Source organism: Streptomyces olivochromogenes (assembly GCF_001514115.1).
GTDB classification, from domain to species: Bacteria; Actinomycetota; Actinomycetes; order Streptomycetales; family Streptomycetaceae; genus Streptomyces; species Streptomyces olivochromogenes.
Map to the genome: position 1 here is coordinate 176,392 of NZ_KQ948455.1, position 18,863 is coordinate 195,254.

Annotated in this window: 19 protein-coding genes and 1 pseudogene; 11 read left to right on the plus strand and 9 right to left on the minus strand. The window is 71.0% G+C overall.

Annotated elements, in window-relative coordinates; genetic code table 11:
• Nucleotides 1-157: 157 nt before the first annotated feature.
• Nucleotides 158-529 carry a WhiB family transcriptional regulator gene (locus AQJ27_RS15925; RefSeq protein ID WP_079065015.1) on the plus strand — a complete coding sequence of 124 codons (372 nt, stop codon included), beginning with the start codon at nt 158-160 and terminating at the stop codon, nt 527-529.
• A gap of 212 nt (nt 530-741) precedes the next feature.
• Here AQJ27_RS15925 and glpX read toward each other — a convergent pair whose 3' ends face one another.
• Nucleotides 742-1,776, minus strand: a complete 1,035-nt coding sequence (glpX, locus tag AQJ27_RS15930; protein ID WP_067368323.1) for a class II fructose-bisphosphatase — start codon at nt 1,774-1,776, stop codon at nt 742-744.
• Nucleotides 1,777-1,901: 125 nt separating this feature from the next.
• Between glpX and AQJ27_RS15935 the strand changes: the two genes are divergently transcribed.
• Nucleotides 1,902-2,420 (plus strand): DUF4245 domain-containing protein, encoded by a 519-nt coding sequence (locus tag AQJ27_RS15935; RefSeq protein ID WP_067368326.1) that lies wholly within the window; start codon nt 1,902-1,904, stop codon nt 2,418-2,420.
• Between the two features lie 151 nt (nt 2,421-2,571).
• On the opposite strand, the gene AQJ27_RS15940 is transcribed toward AQJ27_RS15935, so the two are convergent.
• From AQJ27_RS15940 to AQJ27_RS58660, 4 genes and pseudogenes are all read right to left on the minus strand, one after another.
• Nucleotides 2,572-3,162 (minus strand): malonic semialdehyde reductase, encoded by a 591-nt coding sequence (locus AQJ27_RS15940; protein ID WP_067368329.1) that lies wholly within the window; start codon nt 3,160-3,162, stop codon nt 2,572-2,574.
• Nucleotides 3,163-3,427: 265 nt separating this feature from the next.
• On the minus strand, nt 3,428-3,685 hold the full coding sequence (locus AQJ27_RS15945) for an exodeoxyribonuclease VII small subunit (RefSeq protein ID WP_067368332.1): 258 nt from the start codon (nt 3,683-3,685) through the stop codon (nt 3,428-3,430).
• 9 nt (nt 3,686-3,694) lie between these two features.
• Complete coding sequence (xseA, locus tag AQJ27_RS15950; RefSeq protein WP_067368335.1) at nt 3,695-4,903, minus strand: exodeoxyribonuclease VII large subunit; 1,209 nt, start codon at nt 4,901-4,903, stop codon at nt 3,695-3,697.
• Between the two features lie 242 nt (nt 4,904-5,145).
• Nucleotides 5,146-5,318 (minus strand): annotated as a pseudogene (locus tag AQJ27_RS58660) (amino acid permease); the annotation flags it as partial.
• Nucleotides 5,319-5,413: 95 nt separating this feature from the next.
• On the opposite strand from AQJ27_RS58660, the gene AQJ27_RS15955 reads away from it, so the two are divergent.
• Together AQJ27_RS15955 and ppgK are read left to right on the plus strand one after the other, a co-directional pair.
• On the plus strand, nt 5,414-6,439 hold the full coding sequence (locus tag AQJ27_RS15955; protein WP_067368338.1) for a 4-hydroxy-3-methylbut-2-enyl diphosphate reductase: 1,026 nt from the start codon (nt 5,414-5,416) through the stop codon (nt 6,437-6,439).
• 29 nt (nt 6,440-6,468) lie between these two features.
• Nucleotides 6,469-7,215 (plus strand): polyphosphate--glucose phosphotransferase, encoded by a 747-nt coding sequence (ppgK, locus tag AQJ27_RS15960; protein WP_067368341.1) that lies wholly within the window; start codon nt 6,469-6,471, stop codon nt 7,213-7,215.
• Nucleotides 7,216-7,410: 195 nt separating this feature from the next.
• On the opposite strand, the gene AQJ27_RS15965 is transcribed toward ppgK, so the two are convergent.
• Complete coding sequence (locus AQJ27_RS15965; protein WP_079065017.1) at nt 7,411-8,001, minus strand: DUF6542 domain-containing protein; 591 nt, start codon at nt 7,999-8,001, stop codon at nt 7,411-7,413.
• Nucleotides 8,002-8,177: 176 nt separating this feature from the next.
• On the opposite strand from AQJ27_RS15965, the gene ychF reads away from it, so the two are divergent.
• Nucleotides 8,178-9,266: a redox-regulated ATPase YchF gene (ychF, locus tag AQJ27_RS15970; RefSeq protein WP_067368348.1), complete on the plus strand. Its 1,089-nt coding sequence runs from the start codon at nt 8,178-8,180 to the stop codon at nt 9,264-9,266.
• 176 nt (nt 9,267-9,442) lie between these two features.
• On the opposite strand, the gene AQJ27_RS15975 is transcribed toward ychF, so the two are convergent.
• Nucleotides 9,443-10,024 (minus strand): Uma2 family endonuclease, encoded by a 582-nt coding sequence (locus AQJ27_RS15975; protein ID WP_067368351.1) that lies wholly within the window; start codon nt 10,022-10,024, stop codon nt 9,443-9,445.
• A gap of 160 nt (nt 10,025-10,184) precedes the next feature.
• On the opposite strand from AQJ27_RS15975, the gene AQJ27_RS15980 reads away from it, so the two are divergent.
• Nucleotides 10,185-12,368, plus strand: a complete 2,184-nt coding sequence (locus tag AQJ27_RS15980) for a DEAD/DEAH box helicase (RefSeq protein WP_235613521.1) — start codon at nt 10,185-10,187, stop codon at nt 12,366-12,368.
• A gap of 131 nt (nt 12,369-12,499) precedes the next feature.
• Here AQJ27_RS15980 and AQJ27_RS15985 read toward each other — a convergent pair whose 3' ends face one another.
• Together AQJ27_RS15985 and AQJ27_RS15990 are read right to left on the minus strand one after the other, a co-directional pair.
• The gene (locus AQJ27_RS15985; RefSeq protein ID WP_067368357.1) at nt 12,500-13,606 is read right to left on the minus strand and encodes a pyridoxal-phosphate dependent enzyme; all 1,107 of its coding nucleotides are present in this window, start codon (nt 13,604-13,606) and stop codon (nt 12,500-12,502) included.
• A gap of 9 nt (nt 13,607-13,615) precedes the next feature.
• On the minus strand, nt 13,616-14,818 hold the full coding sequence (locus tag AQJ27_RS15990; protein ID WP_067368360.1) for a serpin family protein: 1,203 nt from the start codon (nt 14,816-14,818) through the stop codon (nt 13,616-13,618).
• Between the two features lie 143 nt (nt 14,819-14,961).
• Between AQJ27_RS15990 and AQJ27_RS15995 the strand changes: the two genes are divergently transcribed.
• From AQJ27_RS15995 to AQJ27_RS16015, 5 genes are all read left to right on the plus strand, one after another.
• Nucleotides 14,962-16,152 carry a DUF4190 domain-containing protein gene (locus AQJ27_RS15995; RefSeq protein ID WP_067368363.1) on the plus strand — a complete coding sequence of 397 codons (1,191 nt, stop codon included), beginning with the start codon at nt 14,962-14,964 and terminating at the stop codon, nt 16,150-16,152.
• Nucleotides 16,153-16,299: 147 nt separating this feature from the next.
• On the plus strand, nt 16,300-17,052 hold the full coding sequence (locus AQJ27_RS16000) for a GntR family transcriptional regulator (protein WP_067368367.1): 753 nt from the start codon (nt 16,300-16,302) through the stop codon (nt 17,050-17,052).
• Between the two features lie 340 nt (nt 17,053-17,392).
• On the plus strand, nt 17,393-17,575 hold the full coding sequence (locus tag AQJ27_RS16005) for an SPOR domain-containing protein (protein WP_054228261.1): 183 nt from the start codon (nt 17,393-17,395) through the stop codon (nt 17,573-17,575).
• Nucleotides 17,576-17,696: 121 nt separating this feature from the next.
• The gene (locus AQJ27_RS16010) at nt 17,697-18,110 is read left to right on the plus strand and encodes a (deoxy)nucleoside triphosphate pyrophosphohydrolase (protein ID WP_067368370.1); all 414 of its coding nucleotides are present in this window, start codon (nt 17,697-17,699) and stop codon (nt 18,108-18,110) included.
• A gap of 260 nt (nt 18,111-18,370) precedes the next feature.
• A complete protein-coding gene (locus AQJ27_RS16015; protein ID WP_067368373.1) occupies nt 18,371-18,802 on the plus strand; it encodes an ATP-binding protein in 432 nt (143 codons plus the stop codon).
• Nucleotides 18,803-18,863 lie beyond the last annotated feature (61 nt).

Genomic DNA, 18,863 nt, shown 5'->3' on the forward strand with positions numbered 1-18,863 from the left:
ACCAGCGCCCCGTTTCGAACGACCGGCTCCGCTCTTGGGAACTCAGTGCATAGGCACGCGCACAGCGGGTAGGGCTTGCTGCATCGCCTCTTGGAGGGCGCTGTGGGATTTCCCGCGGTGCCCGGCCCGCCCGCGAAGCCGTCGTCAGGAGTAGACCGTGCTGCAACCGCCGCATCAGTCCCTGCAGGTAGCTGCCGTTCCGGCCCAGCGGGCGCCAGTGCAGGACAGGGATCAGGAAGCCCCATGGCACACGGAGGCGGTGTGCCGCAGGGACGAGGCCGGCCTGTTCTTCGCGCCCTCCAAGGAGCCCACGGCCGCCCGGCTGTCCCGCGAGGAGGCGGCGAAGCGCGTCTGCGCCCGCTGTCCCGTGATGGTCGAGTGCCGCGAACACGCGCTGCTGCAACCCGAGCCGTACGGAGTGTGGGGCGGCCTCACCGCCGCCGAACGCCGCGTGGTGCTCGCCCGGCGCCGCCGCCGCGACCTGGAACTCAAGAAGGCCGCCCGCGGCACGATAGCCGCGGCCGGCTGACCGCACATACGCCAAAGGGGCCGCCCTCCGCACAGGGCAGGCCCCTTTGTCGTACGTACTTCTTGACGCGCCTCGTAAGGCGAGCGCCCCGTGAGGGGCGCGGGGCTGTGACATCTGCGGCTCCGCCGCGTGGGCGCGACCGGCCACGACACACCCGCAGTGACCCACAACCCGCGGTTCCCCGGCACTCCCGGCGGAGCGCCCCCGTGGAGCTACTTCGCCCGGTCGAAGTCGATCGCGCTGTACGCCCGCAACTTGCTCAGCCGATGCTCGGACCGAATCTGGCGCACCGTACCCGACTTGGACCGCATCACGATCGACTCGGTGGTCGCGGTCTCCGCCCGGTACCGCACCCCGCGCAGCAGCTCCCCGTCCGTGATCCCGGTGGCGACGAAGAACACGTTCTCGCCGGAGACCAGGTCGTCGGTGAGCAGCACACGGTCGAGGTCGTGCCCGGCGTCCACCGCGCGCTGCCGCTCCTCGTCGTCCTTGGGCCACAGCTTGCCCTGGATGGTGCCGCCCAGGCACTTCACGGCGCAGGCGGAGATGATGCCCTCGGGCGTACCGCCGACGCCGAGGAGCAGGTCGATGCCCGTGCCCTCGCGCAGCGCGAGGATCGAGCCCGCGACATCGCCGTCGGAGATCAGCTTGATCCGGGCGCCGGTCTCGCGGATCTCCTTGATGATCCCCTCGTGGCGCGGCCGGTCGAGGATCACGACGGTGACGTCCTCGGGGGAGGACTTCTTGGCCTTGGCGACCCGGCGGATGTTCACCGAGACGGGCGCGTTGATGTCGACGAAGTCGGCGGCCTCCGGCCCGGTGACCAGCTTGTCCATGTAGAAGACGGCGGACGGGTCGAACATGGTGCCGCGGTCGGCGGCGGCCAGCACCGCGATCGCGTTCTCCATGCCCTTGGCGGTGAGCGTGGTCCCGTCGATCGGGTCGACGGCGATGTCGCACTCGGGACCGGTCCCGTCGCCCACGCGCTCCCCGTTGAAGAGCATCGGAGCCTCGTCCTTCTCGCCTTCACCGATGACGACGACGCCGTTCATCGAGACGGTGGAGACGAGGGTCCGCATGGCCCGGACGGCGGCGCCGTCGGCGCCGATCTTGTCGCCGCGGCCTACCCAGCGGCCCGCGGCCATCGCGGCGGCCTCGGTGACCCGGACGAGTTCCAGGGCGAGATTTCGGTCGGGGGCCTCGGAAGGGACCTCGAGTTCGGACGGCAGGTGATGATTCTCGGTCATCGAGACGCACCTTTCTGATACGACGACGGCCGGATGAGGGTGTGCCCCGACTCTATCGCCAGGCTGACAAAATGAGCAGGGGGCCCCACGGATGAGCAGGCCAGGGCACCTGCGACGATAGGGGCGTGGCAGGTACGAAAGGCAAGCAGAGCGTCCGGGACATGCTTCTCTCCCTGGGTCTGATCGGGCTCATGGCGGGCGTGATCTACATCTTCATCCCGCACGACGACTCCGCGCCTCCTCTCAAGCGCGTCGACTACCGCGTCGAGCTGCTCACGGCGCGCCGCGCGGCGTCGTATCCCGTGGCGGCACCCGTCGGTCTGCCGACGGCGTGGAAGGCGACCTCGGTGCGGTACGACGGCACCGAGTTCGACGCCTGGCACCTGGGCTTCCACGACCCCGACGGTCAGTACGTGGCGGTCGAGCAGTCGACTCAGCCCGCGGCCGTCTTCATCGACTCGGCCAGCCAGGGCGCCAGGGAGACGAAGGCCACCCAGCGGATCGGTGACGCGACGTGGCAGCGGTACGAGGGCGACAAGTACGACGCCCTTGTGCTCAAGGCCAAGGGGACGACCACCGTGGTGACCGGGACGGCGTCGTTCGGGCAGCTGACGAAGATGGCGGAGGCGCTGAAGACGTCGTGACGTCGTGACGTCGTGATGCTGTGACGTCGTAATGCTGTGACGTCGTGATGCGTTCCGTAATACGTCCGTGTACGCGCATGAGAAGGGCCCCCGGCGCCATTGCCGGGGGCCCTTCTCATGCGCGTACACGCCGGGGCGTACGCGGGGGGGCTCAGACGGTCGTGATGACCTGGTCGAACTCCAGGCGCGGGGAGCGCGGGAACCAGGCGTCCTCGCCCGGCGTGCCGATGTTGACGACCATCAGCGGGGTGTGGTCGTCGTCCAGGAACTCCTTCTGGACGCCCGCGAAGTCGAGACCGGTCATCGGGCCGGCGGCGAGGCCGGCGGCACGGACGCCGATGATGAAGTACGCGGCCTGCAGGGCGGCGTTCAGCGAGGCGGCACCCTCACGGGCCGGACGCTCGGCGAAGAAGAGGTCCTTGGCCTGCGGGAAGTGCGGGAACAGGGTGGGGAGCTCCTCGTGGAACTCGTTGTCCGCGGAGAGGATCGCGACCAGCGGGGCGGTGGCGGTCTTGGGCTGGTTGCCCTCGGCCATGTGCTGCACCAGGCGCTCGCGGGCCTCGGCGGAGCGGACCAGGGTGATGCGCAGCGGCGACTGGTTGAAGGCGGTCGGGCCGTACTTGACCAGGTCGTAGATCGCCTGCACCTGCTCGTCGGTCACCGGCTCGTCGGTGAACGTGTTGGCGGTACGGGCCTCACGGAACAGCAGGTCCTGGGCGGCGGGGTCAAGAACGAGAGACATCAGAAACCTTCTCGGTATGTGCGGCGGATCCGGGGGGATCGGTTGGCGATGCCGACACTACGGGGATTAGGTTTAAGGTTCAACCAAAAACGGGGTGAGGTGATCCGGTTCACAGGGAGTGAGGGGGAGCGAGGCCGCTTCCGGGCGCCGGGCCAGGGCTCCGGGGGAACGACGAGGCCGCCGTCCCCGAGCGGGACGGCGGCCGGGTGTCACCGGGGATGTCGCCGGGTGTCACCGGCTGTGGAAGGGAGTGAACGTCATGACGTCACTCGGAGTCGCGGCCCCCGTCTCCGTGCCCGTCTCCGTCCCCGCTCTCCGACTCCTCCTCGGCCAGCGCCGCGTCCAGGCGGGCCCGTGCGCCCTCCAGCCAGCGGCGGCAGACCTTCGCCAGCTCCTCGCCCCGCTCCCAGAGCGCCAAGGACTCCTCGAGCGTCGTGCCGCCCGCCTCCAGACGGCGTACGACCTCGATCAGCTCGTCCCGCGCCTGCTCGTACCCGAGCGCCTCGTCCACCTTGCTGGTCATGCGCCCACCCTATGCATCGACTCGTACCGTGAATTCACCCTCGGCGACGCGCGTCCGCAGCGCCTCGCCCGCCGTCACCTCGTCCGGATCCCGGACCACATGACCGTCGGCCTTCTGGAGCACCGCGTACCCCCGCCGGAGGGTCGCGGCGGGGGAGAGGGCCACCACGCGCGCGTGGGTGTGCGTCAGCTCCGAGTCGGCGCGGTCGAGCAGATGGCCGAGCGTGCGCCGCCCGCGGTCCAGCAGCGCGGTGACCTGGCCGGCGCGCTCGTCGACCATCCGGTGCGGATCCTCCATCGAGGGCCGGGCCAGCGCGTGCGCGAGCCCGCGCTCCTCCCGGTCGATGAAGGACTGGACACTCCGCCGCGCCCGGTCCCGCAGCAACCGCACCCGCTCGTACTCCTCCCCGACGTCCGGCACGACCTTCTTGGCCGCGTCCGTCGGAGTGGACGCGCGCAGGTCGGCCACGAAGTCCAGCAACGGGTTGTCGGGCTCGTGCCCGATGGCCGACACGACCGGCGTACGACAGGCCGCGACCGCCCGTACGAGCTGCTCGTCCGAGAACGGCAGCAGGTCCTCCACGCTGCCGCCGCCGCGCGCCACGATGATCACGTCCACGGTGTCGAGTGCGTCCAGCTCCTTCACGGCCTGCACGACCTGCGGCACCGCGTGCACCCCCTGCACGGGGACGTTGCGCACCTCGAAGCGGACGGCAGGCCAGCGGTGCCGCGCGTTCTCCAGCACGTCCCGCTCGGCCGCGGACGCCCGCCCGCACACGAGCCCGATGAGCTGCGGCAGGAACGGCAGGGCCTTCTTGCGATCGGCCGCGAACAGCCCCTCGCTCGCCAGGGACTTCTTCAACTGCTCGAGTCGCGCGAGGAGTTCCCCCACGCCGACCGGTTTGATCTCGGTGGCCCGCAGCGACAGCTGCCCGCGCGGCGCGTACCACTCCGGCTTCGCCAGGACGACGACGCGGGCACCCTCGCTCACCACGTCCGCCACCGCCTCGAACACCTGCCGATAGCAGGTGACGCTCACCGAGATGTCGTACGACGGGTCGCGCAGGGTCAGGAAGACGACGCCCGCGCCGGGGCGCCGCGACAACTGGGTGATCTGTCCCTCGACCCACACCGCGCCGAGCCGGTCGATCCAGCCTCCGATGAGCCGCGACACCTCGCCGACGGGCAGTGGGGCGTCCGCGGACGTGTTGAGAGCCATGCGCCCGAGAGTAACGGCCCCCACTGACACACGGCCCGCACGCGTTCTTGGCGCGCAGCGCCGTGGTTTCCTGGCGCGGAGCGCCAGTGAGGGCTCACCCGGCGCGGCGCGCCGAAGCGGCCCCCGCTACCCGCCGACGCGCCCCCGCTGGGCCAGGAGCACCCCCACCCCCAAGGCCAACCACACCGCACCGACCACCTGAGCGGCCCCGGACGCCTCCACGAGGACGGCGACAGTGACCGCGCCACCGCCCCGTGCGACTCGGCGTCGAGGGTCCCGAAGATGCCGACCGGCGCCATGGGGGCGATGAACAGCAGCCCGTAGACGACCAGGTCCCGGAAACCGAGGCTGCGCCGCAGTCCGTACCCGGCACCGTCTCGTCGGCCGCTCCGGCGGTGGTCCGCGTGTCGGACATCGTGCCTCCCGAGGGTCGCCTCCCGCCCCACCCCGTCCGGCTCCCCCCAGTCTCCCCAAGGAGGCGATCTTTGACGCGTCGGACGCGGCCTTACGATGGGTGCCATGACTGCTTCGCCTGGCCGCCGTGTCCTGCTCGCCGCCCCCCGTGGCTACTGCGCGGGCGTGGACCGCGCCGTGATCGCCGTCGAGAAGGCCCTTGAGCAGTACGGGGCCCCGATCTATGTCCGCCACGAGATCGTCCACAACAAGTACGTCGTGCAGACCCTGGAGAAGAAGGGCGCGATCTTCGTCGAGCAGACGGCCGAGGTCCCCGAGGGGTCCATCGTCATGTTCTCGGCGCACGGCGTCGCCCCGGTCGTCCACGACGAGGCCGCGGCCGGCAAGCTCGCCACCATCGACGCGACCTGCCCGCTGGTCACCAAGGTCCACAAGGAAGCCGTCCGGTTCGCGAACGAGGACTTCGACATCCTGCTGATCGGCCACGAGGGCCACGAGGAGGTCATCGGCACCTCCGGCGAGGCGCCCGACCACATCACCCTCGTGGACGGCCCCGAGGACGTCGCCAAGGTCGAGGTCCGCGACCCGTCCAAGGTCGTCTGGCTCTCCCAGACCACGCTGTCGGTCGACGAGACGATGGAGACGGTCGACGCGCTGAAGGAGAAGTTCCCGCAGCTCATCTCCCCACCCAGCGACGACATCTGCTACGCCACGCAGAACCGCCAGCTGGCCGTGAAGCGGATGGGAGAGGAAGCCGACCTGGTCATCGTGGTCGGCTCGCGCAACTCCTCCAACTCCGTGCGTCTCGTCGAGGTCGCCAAGCTCGCGGGGGCGCGGTCGGCGTACCTCGTGGACTTCGCCGACGAGATCGAGGAGGGCTGGCTGGAGGGTGTGACGACGGTCGGTGTCACCTCGGGCGCCTCCGTCCCGGAGGTCCTGGTCGAGCAGGTCCTGGAGTGGCTCTCCGCCCGTGGCTTCGAGGACGTCGAGATCGTCAAGGCGGCCGAGGAGTCCATCACCTTCTCGCTGCCCAAGGAGCTGCGCCGCGATCTGCGCGCGGAGGCGGCGGCGCTGGTGGAGCAGCGCACGGCGGCCGGTTCTTCCGCCCCCTCCGAGAAGTAACTGTCAGTCGTACGACGTAGCGTAGGGCCATGCAGATCTTCGGCGTGGACATCGGCGGATCCGGGATCAAGGGTGCCCCTGTGGACCTGGACCGCGGCGAACTGACGGAGGAGCGCTGCAAAGTGCTCACTCCCCATCCGGCGACCCCGGACGCGGTGGCCGACGGCGTGAAGGAGGTCGTCGGTCACTTCGGCTGGACGGGACCCGTCGGCATCACCTTCCCCGGGGTGGTCACCGGCGGCGCCACCATTCGTACGGCTGCCAATGTCGACAAGGCGTGGATCGACACCGACGCGCGTGCCCTGTTGGGCGAGCGGCTGGGCGGCCTTCCGGTGACGGTGCTGAACGACGCGGACGCGGCGGGTGTCGCCGAGATGGAGTTCGGCGCCGGGCGCGACCGTCGGGGCACGGTCCTCCTGCTCACCTTCGGCACGGGCATCGGCAGCGCGCTCTTCGTCGACGGCGAGCTGGTTCCGAACACGGAGCTGGGACACCTCGAGCTGAACGGCCACGACGCGGAGAAGCGCGCCTCCACCAAGGCCAAGGAGGACCACGAGCTGACTTGGGAGCAATGGGCCCACCGGGTGCAGAAGTACCTCGCCCATGTGGAAATGCTCTTCTCGCCCGAGCTCTTCATCATCGGCGGCGGCGTCAGCCGCAAGGCCGACAAGTTCCTGCCGCTGATCGAGGGCATCAAGGCGGAGATCGTCCCGGCGCAGTTGCAGAACAACGCGGGGATCGTGGGGGCGGCGATGCGGGCGGCGAAGTCCGCGTAGGCCCTCCGGGGCGCGGGGCGCGGGTGCGGGGTTGGGAGCCCGGCGCCGGTGTGGTCGCGCCCGTCGGCTCCCTTCGAGTTCGTCGCCGCCCTTCGAGTTCGTAGGGGCTTTTGTGCCCCTCGCCCCCCGTCGTGTCCGTCGCCCCGGTCATGTCCGTCGGGCCCCTCGTCGTGTCCGTCGCGCCCCTTGTGTCGGTCAGGCCGGACGGCGGCGCGGCCGGATCTCGGGGCGGGGCCCCTGGGCCGCCCTGCGCTGGGCGGCCCTGCGGCTCATCAGGCGGATCTTCCGTACGGTGGTGATGACCCCCGCGACCAGCGTCCCCCCATACAGCCATCCCGCCTGGGTCGCCAGCGCGGTGACGAGCCCCATCAGTTCGCCCTCGAACCCGCCGCCCCCGTCGGCGACGGGCAGCAGCCCGAACGCGAAGGCGATGGGCACGACGACGGGCGCGGTGACGATGTCTCCCCGCCGCACCCACAGCGCGGTCAGCGCGCACACCGGCAGGAACAGCACCCCGTAGACCACCAGCGACGCCCCGAAGAGCAACTGGTCGAGACAGGCGAGCGCGAACATCGTCGCCCCGCAGAACAGTCCGCCGCCGAGCCCGGTGAGCCGGGGGTTCGGCATCCGCCGTCGCGCCGGAGCGGGCCTGGGCGCGGGCGCGGGTCGTCGCGCGGGAGGCGCACTCCTGCGTACACCGTCGGCCGTGGCGCGCCCGGTCTGGGCGGGAAGAGGTGCGCCGCGTCGCGGTCTGTACTGAGGGGGACGCGTCCTGTGTTGCTCCACTGGACCAACTTAGGTCGGTTTATGTGCGGAATAGCCCCTCAGACACGCCGATGGGCCGACCTTGGCCATGCGTTCGATGCGTCGCCGGTAAGGGACCTCGCACCCCGTAGACTGGTGGATCGGCCCGCGCACCTCCGCGGACCTGTCGCCCACCCTCACGTACGGGAAGTCGCAACGTGTCGCTCACGATCGGAATCGTCGGTCTGCCCAATGTCGGCAAGTCGACCCTGTTCAACGCCCTGACCAAGAACGACGTGCTGGCGGCCAACTACCCGTTCGCCACGATCGAGCCGAACGTCGGCGTGGTCGGTGTCCCCGACGCGCGCCTGACGAAACTGGCAGAGATCTTCTCCTCCCAGAAGATCCTCCCGGCGACCGTCGACTTCGTCGACATCGCGGGCATCGTGAAGGGCGCTTCCGAGGGCGAGGGCCTGGGCAACAAGTTCCTCGCGAACATCCGTGAGTCGGACGCGATCTGCCAGGTCATCCGTGCCTTCAAGGACGAGAACGTCGTGCACGTCGACGGCAAGGTCTCGCCCAAGGACGACATCGAGACGATCAACACCGAGCTGATCCTCGCGGACCTCCAGACCATCGAGAAGGTCCTGCCGCGCCTCCAGAAGGAGTCGCGCATCAAGAAGGACATCGCTTCCAAGGTCGCGGCGGTCGAGGCGGCGAAGGAGATCCTGGAGAAGGGCGACACACTCTTCTCGCAGGGCATCGTCCAGGGCTCCGGCAACGAGGAGCTCCTGCACGACCTCCACCTCCTGACCACCAAGCCGTTCCTCTACGTCTTCAACGTGGACGAGGACGAGCTGGTCGACGAGGACTTCAAGGCCGAGCAGCGCACCCTGGTCGCCCCCGCCGAGGCGATCTTCCTCAACGCCAAGCTGGAGGCGGACCTCGCCGAGCTCGACGAGGAGGACGCCATGGAGCTCCTGGAGTCGGTGGGCGCCGAGGAGCCGGGCCTCGCCACCCTCGCCCGCGTCGGCTTCGACACCCTCGGCCTGCAGACCTATCTGACGGCCGGCCCCAAGGAATCCCGCGCCTGGACGATCAAGAAGGGCGACACCGCCCCCGAGGCCGCCGGAGTCATCCACACCGACTTCCAGAAGGGCTTCATCAAGGCGGAGGTCATCTCCTTCGAGGACCTCGTCGCCACGGGCTCGGTCGCCGAGGCCCGCGCCAAGGGCAAGGCCCGCATGGAGGGCAAGGACTACGTCATGCAGGACGGCGACGTGGTGGAGTTCCGCTTCAACGTCTAGTGGATGACATGCCACTGCATCGCTGATCCGGCAAGAACGCGGATCGGAAGGGGTCCGGCTCTTCGGAGTCGGACCCCTTCTTCGGTGTGCGCAAGACGCACCCGCACGCCCGACGAACCGCAGACACGGTCGCTGTACGGATGGACGTCGAACCCGCTCGTCGAGTACGCCGACTTCTATGCGTGCCGGGGCGGGGTGAGCTTGTCGAGGTCCAGGCTGATCTCGAAGGGGACGGGGCGCTCCAAGGTGCCCCGGAAGATGCCGGCGGGTGCGTAGGAGCGGGTCGGCTCGTCGAGTTCGTAGACGTGGACGACGGGGGCACCGTCCTCTTCCTCGATGCACCAGTAGTGCGGGATGCCTGCTTCTGCGTACTTGCGGAGCTTTACGGTGCGATCACGGTGGGCGGATTCGGGGGATACCGCCTCGACGACGAGCTTCACGTCCTCCGGGGCGTACCAGGTGCGGTCCGGTTCGTAGGGCAGGTCCGTCAGCAAGAGGTCCGGCTCGGGGCGGTTGCGGGCGTCGAGGCGGATCGTCATTTCCCGCTCGACCTCGAAGCCTTCCGGCGTCTGCGCCATGAGCGTGGTGGTCAGGGCGGTGACAAGGCGGCCGTGCCAGGCCCGCTGGGGCGACAGCATGAAGACGAGGGCTCCGTCGATCAGCTCGGTATGGCGGGGTGCCTCGGGGAGGCGGTCCAGGTCCTCCGCGAACCAGCCTTCCAAGCGCGGCGGGCGCATCCAGTCGGGCAGCGCGGTCATGCCTCAACCGTAGCGATTCGACGCCGCCCGGGCCACGAGAGCGTCAACGAGGTGATCGACGAGGTGATCGGCCTTCCTGGGCGATGACGTAGGGGCTTGGCTCCGTCGGCGCAGCCGGAGGCGGGCGGGGCTGTCGGTGGTGGGCAGTAGTGTCGGGCCGGTGGGGAAACGTGAGCGGAGTCTGCTCGCCGAGGGCGTCGGACTGCACGAGGCCGCGCGGGATGTGCTCACCGATCACGCCCGCGCGCTCGAAGCGGTGCGCGCGGCGCTGGCACCGATCCACGCCGAACTCGTCGGCAAGGAGCTGGAGTCCATCCCCGTCTCCCGGCTGAAGGACGTCACCGAGGGGCGACTGCGGCTCGGGGCGCTGGAGACGGCCGGGTTCGCGTCGGTGCGGGCGGTGTACGAGGCGGGGCGGTACGAGCTGCGCCGGCTGCCGGGGGTGGGCGCGCAGACCGCCGACCGCGCCCTCGCGGCGGCCCGGCAGCTCGCGCGGGCAGTGGAGGAGACCGTCTCCGTACGGATGGACGTCGACCGGCCCGAGCCCCGCACGACCGCCCTGGTGATCGCGCTGCGCACCCTCGTCGAGGCCGGTCCCGAGCTGCGCCGGGCCGTGGACGCGGCGACGCGGCTCGACGAGCGGCTCGGGGCGCTGCTGCCCGCGGCCCGGCCCGCCGGCGGACGGCTGGGGATGGCGCTCGCGGGGCGGGAGCGGCGACGGAGCGCGCTCGACGCGGTCGCCGAACTGCGCGAACTGACCGCCGACGCGGGCGCCCGAGACGTACGCCTGCTGCTCGCGCAGGCCTCGACCGACCTGCTGCGGACGCCCGCCTCCGAGATCGAGGCGTGGGTCGACTTCGAGTTGCGCTCCGCGGAGTACTACAGCCAGCTCGCCGAGGTCTGCGAGCACCGTTCGGATGTGCCGGCCGCCGAGGGCTTTCTGCCGTCGGAGGTCGCCGAGCGGGTGCACGCCCAGGCGCTGGACGACACCCGGCGCCGGGTCTCGCTGCGCGGCTACCAGGACTTCGGCGCCCGGTTCGCGCTCGCCCAGCGCCGGGTCGTCCTCGGCGACGAGATGGGGCTCGGCAAGACCGTGCAGGCCATCGCCGTACTCGCGCATCTCGCGGCGGACGGGCACAGCCACTTCCTGGTCGTCTGCCCGGCGAGCGTACTGATCAACTGGACGCGTGAGATCGGCGCACGCAGCACACTGCGGGCCCTGCCGGTGCACGGCGCGGAGCGGCTGGACGCCTACGAGGAGTGGCGGGAGCACGGGGGCGTCGCGATCACCACGTACGACATGCTGCACCGCCTGCCCGCCCCGGACGGTGAGGGTGAAGGGGCGAAGCCGGGGATGGTGGTCGTCGACGAGGCGCACTACGTGAAGAATCCGGACACCCGCCGCTCCAGGGCGGTCGCGGCCTGGACGGGACACTGCGAGCGCGTCCTGTTCCTCACGGGGACGCCCATGGAGAACCGGGTCGAGGAGTTCCGCTCCCTCGTCCGCTACCTCCAGCCGGCCCTCCTCCCCGCGATACGGCACACCACCGCGGCCGCGGGCCCGCACGCCTTCCGCAAGTCCGTCGCCCCCGCCTATCTGCGCCGTAACCAGCGCGACGTCCTCACCGAACTGCCCGCGCTGGTGGAGGTCGACGAGTGGGAGGAGTTCAGCGCCGCGGACCGGGAGGCGTACCTCAAAGCGGTCGAGGACGGGAACTTCATGGCGATGCGCCGGGCCGCGTACACCGACGCGGAGAAGTCCGCGAAGCTGGGGCGACTGCGCGAACTGGTGGCGGAAGCGGCGGAGAACGGCCTGAAGGTGGTGGTGTTCTCCTACTTCCGCGATGTGCTGGCACTGGTCCGACAGGCCCTGGGAGAGGGCGTGTTCGGGCCGGTCTCCGGTGCCGTGCCCGCCGCCCGCCGGCAGCGTCTCGTCGACGACTTCACGGCCGCTCCGGGTCACGCGGTCCTCCTCTGCCAGATCGAGGCCGCCGGTATCGGCCTCAACCTTCAGGCCGCGTCCGTGGTCGTCCTGTGCGAACCGCAGGTCAAGCCCACGATGGAACACCAGGCGGTGGCCCGCGCCCACCGTATGGGCCAGGTCCGCCCCGTCCAGGTGCACCGCCTCCTCGCCACCGACAGCGTCGACCAGCGCCTGCTGCACATCCTCAAGAACAAGACCCGCCTCTTCGACGCCTACGCCCGCCGCAGCGACACCGCCGAACAGAGCCCGGACGCCGTCGACATCTCCGACAGCGACCTCGCCCGCCGCATCGTGGAGGAGGAGCAGATACGACTGGCGGCCGCCGTGGGGCCGGGGCAGGGTGGTGCGCGGGAGCCGTGAGGGTCACGTCTTTCGACGAGTCGGCGCCGCCCGGGGCGTTGTGCGGTGGCCGACGGCCGGTGGGCGCCGGTCGCGCCCACGTGGCGGAGCCGTATGCGCCACATCCCCGCGCCCCGAAAGGCCGGCTCCGCCTACCCCCGGGCCGGCCCCGACTTCACGCCCGCCCCGCACAACGGCACCACCGCCGTACGTCCCCCGAGCACCCCCTCCCGTACCGCCGCCCAGCACGCCACTCCCGTCGACTCGACGTACAGGCCCCTTGACGCCAAGTCCCGCTGGGCGTGGCGGATCTGGTCCTCCGTCACCGTGAGGAACGTGCCGGCGGAGTCGCGTACGGCGCGCAGGATCTGGGGGGCCCGGGGCGGGCGCGGGATGGCGATGCCCTCGGCGAAGGTGGGGGCCGAAGGCGTGACGCCGACCAGGTCGTCCGCGCCCTCGGCCCAGGCGTGCGCGAGCGGCGCCACCGCGGCGGCCTGGACGGCGTACAGCGCGGGCCGCCGGTCGATGAGCCCCGCCCCGTGCAGCTCGGCGACGGCGAGGGCGGCGCCGAGGAGCAGCGTGCCGTTGCCGACGGGGACGACGATGACGTCGGGCAGGCGCCCGCCCAGGTCCTCCCAGAGCTCGTGCACGTACGTCTTCGTACCGTGCAGGAAGTACGGGTTGAAGACGTGCGAGGCGTAGAACGTGCCCGGGAGATCCGCGGCCTCGCGCGCCGCCCGCGCCGTCGCCTCCCGGTCCCCCTCCACGACGTGCACCCGCGCCCCGTGCGCCTCGATCTGCTCCAGCTTCTTCGGCGACGTGCCCTCGGGGACGTACACCGTGCAGGGCAGCGCGGCTCGCGCGCAGTACGCGGCGATCGCCGTCCCCGCGTTTCCGCTGCTGTCCGCGATCACCTGCCGTGGCCCCAGCCGCAGTGCCAGCTCGGCCAGCAGGACGGCACCGCGGTCCTTGAAGGACAGGGTCGGCATCAGGAAGTCCAGCTTGGCCGAGATGCCCCCGCGCAGCTCCACCAGCGGGGTGCGGCCCTCGCCCAGGCTGACCGTGGGCGCGGCCAGCGGCAGGCACTCCGTGTACCGCCACAGTGAGTTCACCCGCCCGGTCAGGGAGGTGAGGGGCGCGGGGGTCGGTGCGAAGTCCAGGTCGAGCGGGCCGCGGCAGACCGGGCAGCACCAGTCGAGCGAGCCGCCGGGGACGCGCGTACCGTCCGCCGGGCAGAAGCGATCCGGCAAAGGTGTCATGAGCGCAGGCTATGCGTGCGCCTCGACGTCCTCGGGGAACGGCTCCGGGTCCGTGACCCACCCCGCCGCGAGGACGAGCCGCGAGGTGCGGTGCAGGGCGAGGAAGCCGAAGGGGCGGTCGAAGGTGGCGTCGACCGTGGTGGTGACGTAGCGGAGGTCGGGCATGCCCGCGGCGGCGACGCCGAAGGCTGTCACCGCCGCGGCCCGGAATCCGAGGGCGCCGAACTTCGCCATGGCGGACTGGCGGGCGGAGGCCACCGCCAGGGGCGGCCGGTCGCCGATGCCGGGAAAGTGCCCGCGGCTCGGGTCCTTCGCTGTGGTGAGTCCGAACAGGCCGTGCCGTTCCAGCAGATCGTGGTCGGCCGTCAGTTCGTACGCGACGGTCGTGACGTGAAGAGTCGGTGGCTGGGGCCGTTCACAGCGCTCTTTCGCCACGTGCAGGCCGGGGCCCACATCGCCGTAGGGGAGCTGTGGACCGGGCACGACCGATCGGGTGCGGGCGAGGATGTCCATGCCCGCGCCCAGCACCTGTCCAGGGCTCATCCGCTCCTCGCCGAGCAGGAGATGGACATCGATGCCATGGGTACCCAGCACCTTCAGCTCGGTGACGCACCCTTCCGGCGTGTCCGCCACGCCGATCCGGTCGAGCAGCGTGCTGCTGCGGCGCAGCCCCAACAGGGTCCGTTCCTGCCACGGCCCCGTCTCCGGCAGCAGCGGGTACTCCTCGAACGGGCGCAGCCACTGGGTCCGCAGGGCCAGTGCGCTGGCCAACACGAGCACGGTCTCCTCGGACAGCGCGACCGGCATGCGCTCGATGAGTCCCCCCGTCCGCCGCGCCGCCCACGCGTCGAGCGTCGCGTGGTCGGTGGCCGGGTCACCGGTGAGCTCTCCGCGCGTCCCGTCGGGCAGCCCCGCTGCCCACTCCTCGCGTACCGCCAGCTTCCGGTCGTTCCACAGCCCGACGGCCGAGTCCAGCCCCCGAATCGCGTGGAGCGCGGCCATGAACTCCCTTGCCCGGTACGCCGCTTCGTCGGCGGGAAATCCCACCGCCGCCGCCAGCTCCGCCCGCGCCGCCCCCGTCGCCCCGTCCGCCAGGAACCCGAGCAGCGGCCACACTCCCGCCGCCGAGAACACCGTCCCGGCGGGTGCCTCGCGCGCCCATCGGGACGTCAGCCCGTTGACCGCGTCGATCGTCGCGTTCGTGATCCGCATTCCGCCCCCGCCCCGGCCGTGCCGCCCTACCGTGCCGCGCTTACGATGCGCCCAACTGTGCGGCGAACATACGCCCGTCGTACGTCGGTGCCGTACTGGGTTTCCGTACGGCCGAGCCCGCCCGGACTAGGAGCAGAGCACTCGTGGCCATACCCCCGCCACCCGGGCCCGAGCGGCCCGAGGGCCCGTACCCGCCACCCGTTCAGGGGCCGTATCAGGGGCCGTACCAAGGGCCGTACCAGGTCTGGGGTCAGGGCTACTCCCCGTACAACCGTCCCGCGCCCGTCAACGGGCTCGCGGTCGTCGCGCTCGTGCTCGGCGTCCTCTGCTTCCTGCCCGCCGTCGGGCTGGTCCTCGGGATCGTCGCGCTCGCGCAGATCAGGAAGCGGGGCGAGCGGGGCAAGGGGCTGGCGGTGGGCGGCATGGTGATGTCCTCGCTCGGTGTCGCGCTGCTCGTCCTGGCCGTCGCCACCGGCGGCGCGAGCGACTTCTGGGACGGCTTCAAGGGCGGGATGAACGGCTCGGCGCGCACGGGCACGGTCTTCTCGCTCAGGAAGGGGGACTGCTTCGACGAGCCGGGCGACTCGTCGAAGAGCGTGACCGTCCACGTCGACAAGGTGCCGTGCGCCGGGAGGCACCACGCCGAGGTGATCGCGAACTTCGCCATGAGCGGCGCGCGTTACCCCGGCCGCGCCAGTCTGCGAGACGCCGCCGACGCCAAGTGCCGCACGTTCGAGCGCGCGTACGCGATGGACGCCTGGGCCGTCCCCGGCGACGTCCGGCTGTACCACTTCATCCCGACCCGCGACAGCTGGAACCTCGGCCGTCACTCGATCATCTGCATGCTCGAGAGCGGGGACGGCAAGAGCGGTCTGAAGGGTTCGCTGCGCAAGGACGGCTTCACCCTGAACGCGGACCAGTTCGCCTATCTGCAGGCCGTGGACACGCTCGACGAGGCCCTGCGCGCGGCGCCCGCCGCGAAGTACGTGGACGACGACCTGCGGGGTTACAAGGAGTGGGCGACCAGCGTGTCCGTCGCGCTCGACGACGAGGCGCGTCTGCTGCGCGGACACGGCTGGTTCCCCGCCGCCGACAAGCCCGTAGCCACCCTCGTCGACGACGTCGAGGCCTCGCGGAAGGAGTGGACGAAGGCGGCGGCCGCCACGGACGCGGACACCTTCTCCGCCCACTACAAGAAGGGCCTGAAGCTCATCGACCCGAGGAGGACGGTCACCGCACGCAAGGTTCTGGGCCTCACCGCCACCCCGCCGTCGAACGACGGGGGCGGGGGCAGCCGGGACAACGGGGGAAGCGGTGGCGGTCTGGAGGTGTGACGCGGGCTATAGCGGGGAGAAAGTGCCTGGGTAAAGCCCACGGCGGGGTTAAGTAATCACATCGAGTGATTCTTTGGCCTTCGCTTGCATGGCACAACCCACGGTTGCCAGGCTGTTGCTGTCTGTACAACCTGATGGGAGCGGCCAGTGACTTTCGGTGAGCAGCCGGCGTATCTGCGTGTCGCGGGTGATCTCCGCAAGAAGATCGTCGACGGTTCGCTGCCACCGCACACCCGCCTCCCCTCCCAGGCCAGGATCCGCGAGGAGTACGGCGTCTCGGACACGGTCGCCCTGGAAGCGCGCAAGGTGCTGATGGCCGAAGGCCTGGTCGAGGGCCGCTCCGGCTCGGGGACGTATGTGCGGGAGCGGCCGGTGCCGCGCCGGGTGGCCCGCTCCGGGTACCGCCCGGACAATGGAGCGACCCCCTTCCGCCAGGAGCAGGCCGACCTGGCCGTGCGCGGCACCTGGGAGTCGCACAGCGAGCAGGCCGAGGCGAGCGGCGCGATCGCCGAGCGCCTCTCGATCCGGCCCGGCGACCGCGTGATGTGCACGAACTACGTCTTCCGGGACGCCGGCGAGGCGATGATGCTCTCCACCTCCTGGGAGCCCCTCGCCGTCACGGGCCGCACCCCGGTGATGCTCCCCGAAGAGGGCCCGCTCGGGGGCATGGGCGTCGTCGAGCGGATGGCGGCCATCGACGTGATCGTGGACAACGTCACGGAGGAAGTGGGGGCCCGTCCCGGCCTCGCGGAGGAACTCCTCGCGCTCGGCGGCGTCCCCGGGCACGTGGTCGTCGTCATCCAGCGGACGTACTTCGCCTCGGGCCGCCCGGTGGAGACGGCCGACGTCGTCGTACCGGCGGACAGGTATCGCATCGCGTACCACCTGCCGGTGAAGTAGACGTAGGAGTTCACGGGCGGTCGGCGTCCGTGGGGCGGGGACCCCCTCGTTCCCGGGCGAGTCGACCGCCAAGTGCCCCGCGCGTGACGTCGGTTGCAATCTGGCCTTTCTCAAATGCCCTGCCCCGGACGGAGTTCGCGCTGCCTGACGGGCGCACGGGGGGCGCTCGACGGCGCGTTCGTACCCATGCGCCCCCTCCGTCTTGGCTGGTTGCGTACCTCTTTGTGTAAAGGCGTATTCGCTGCGTAAAGGTTAGGCGTAGGCTCGGGCATATGCGGATTGCGGTTTCGTTAGGGTGCGGGGCACGGCGCGGGCCGGGGGCGGGAAGTGGAGGGGCTCGATGAACGACGGCACGATCACTCTTCCCTGGCTCGTCATACGGCAGGACGACAACGGCAATCGCTACCGCGTCGGCAGGTACGCGACCCGGGCCGAGGCCCAGAAGATCGCGGACAGCCTCGACGACCGCGGCCACAAGCAGCTCTACTGGGTCGAGCGGATCGCGCAGAACGGATCCAAGTGACGGTGTGACGGCCCCGGCCTCGATCCGGCGTGCCGTCCGTGTCCGCGGTACGGCGTTCCGTCCGTGTCCGGGCTCAGGCGTCCTGTCCGTGTGCGGTGTGCCCTGCCGTAGGCTCCGGCGCATGGACGAAACGATCGTGGTGGTGGGCGGCGCCCTGCTGCACGACGGACGCCTCCTCGCCGCGCGCCGCAGCGCACCCCCCGAACTGGCCGGACGCTGGGAGCTGCCCGGCGGCAAGGTGGAACCGGGCGAGGCCCCCGAAGCCGCCCTCGTACGCGAACTGCGCGAGGAACTCGGCGTCACGGCGGAGTCCGTCGAGCGCGTCCCGGGGGAGTGGCCCCTGCGGACGCCGTACGTCCTGCGCGTGTGGACCGCGCGGCTGCTCCCGGGCTCGGCCGATCCCACGCCCCTCGAGGATCACGACGACCTGCGCTGGCTGAGTCCGGACGAGCTCTGGGACGTGGACTGGCTGGACCAGGACGTCCCCGCGGTCAAGGCGGTGCTGCGGCGCTGGGACGGCCAGGACCCGTCCTAGGTGCCGACGTGCCGCGGGACCGGGCGCCGTGCACCGGCTCCTCTCTTCGGGGGACACCGGTGAGGTGCGAGGTGCGAGGTGCGAGGTGCGGGCGCGGGCACCGGTGCACGGCGCTGCGTGCACGGCTTTCGGGAGCGGGGGAGCGCGAGCCGCGTCCGCGGCCCGAAGTCCCGTACGCCGTTCGTGCCACAGTGCGCCCACATGTGCGGTAAAGCATCCCGGATATCGGGTATGTGCCAATTAACCCCACGAAACCGGACATGGGTGGGTTCCTGGCCTGGGAAGTGATCGGCGTGATCGACACCGAAGGCGACTGTGCCGAGTGGAGCTTTTCCGCGGAGCCCGGTGCCGTCCGTACCGCCCGTGCCGTCGTCCGGGGCCAGCTGCGCACCTGGGGGCTGGATTCCCTCGGTGATGTGACCGCGCTGCTGGTCAGTGAGCTGGTGACCAACTCGCTGCGGCACGCCACCGGCCCCATCGGTGTCCGTCTGGTCAGACCCGGGGGACTGCCGGGCGCTCTCCTCGTGGAGGTCTCCGACCCGTTGCCCGACCCGCCCCGTGAGCGGTCCGCCGACGCGGACGACGAGAGCGGTCGAGGACTGCAACTGGTGGCGGGGTCGTCGCGGCGTTGGGGTACCCGGCCCGGGGACACTGGAAAGACGGTGTGGTTCGAGCTGGGGGTGCCCGGCTGAGGGTGCGTCGGCTGTCGTGCTGAGGGTGTGTCGGGCGGAGGGTGGGGCGACCGATTGGTTC

Excerpts from the sequence above, each read along its gene's own strand:
- glpX (WP_067368323.1), bottom strand. The coding sequence starts at position 1,776 with ATGACCGAGAATCATCACCTGCCGTCCGAACTCGAGGTCCCTTCCGAG.
- AQJ27_RS15940 (WP_067368329.1), bottom strand. The coding sequence starts at position 3,162 with ATGTCTCTCGTTCTTGACCCCGCCGCCCAGGACCTGCTGTTCCGTGAG.
- AQJ27_RS15945 (WP_067368332.1), bottom strand. The coding sequence starts at position 3,685 with ATGACCAGCAAGGTGGACGAGGCGCTCGGGTACGAGCAGGCGCGGGAC.
- xseA (WP_067368335.1), bottom strand. The coding sequence starts at position 4,903 with ATGGCTCTCAACACGTCCGCGGACGCCCCACTGCCCGTCGGCGAGGTG.
- AQJ27_RS15955 (WP_067368338.1), top strand. The coding sequence starts at position 5,414 with ATGGGTGCCATGACTGCTTCGCCTGGCCGCCGTGTCCTGCTCGCCGCC.
- ppgK (WP_067368341.1), top strand. The coding sequence starts at position 6,469 with ATGCAGATCTTCGGCGTGGACATCGGCGGATCCGGGATCAAGGGTGCC.
- AQJ27_RS15975 (WP_067368351.1), bottom strand. The coding sequence starts at position 10,024 with ATGACCGCGCTGCCCGACTGGATGCGCCCGCCGCGCTTGGAAGGCTGG.
- AQJ27_RS15985 (WP_067368357.1), bottom strand. The coding sequence starts at position 13,606 with ATGACACCTTTGCCGGATCGCTTCTGCCCGGCGGACGGTACGCGCGTC.
- AQJ27_RS15990 (WP_067368360.1), bottom strand. The coding sequence starts at position 14,818 with ATGCGGATCACGAACGCGACGATCGACGCGGTCAACGGGCTGACGTCC.
- AQJ27_RS16005 (WP_054228261.1), top strand. The coding sequence starts at position 17,393 with ATGAACGACGGCACGATCACTCTTCCCTGGCTCGTCATACGGCAGGAC.
- AQJ27_RS16010 (WP_067368370.1), top strand. The coding sequence starts at position 17,697 with ATGGACGAAACGATCGTGGTGGTGGGCGGCGCCCTGCTGCACGACGGA.
- AQJ27_RS16015 (WP_067368373.1), top strand. The coding sequence starts at position 18,371 with ATGGGTGGGTTCCTGGCCTGGGAAGTGATCGGCGTGATCGACACCGAA.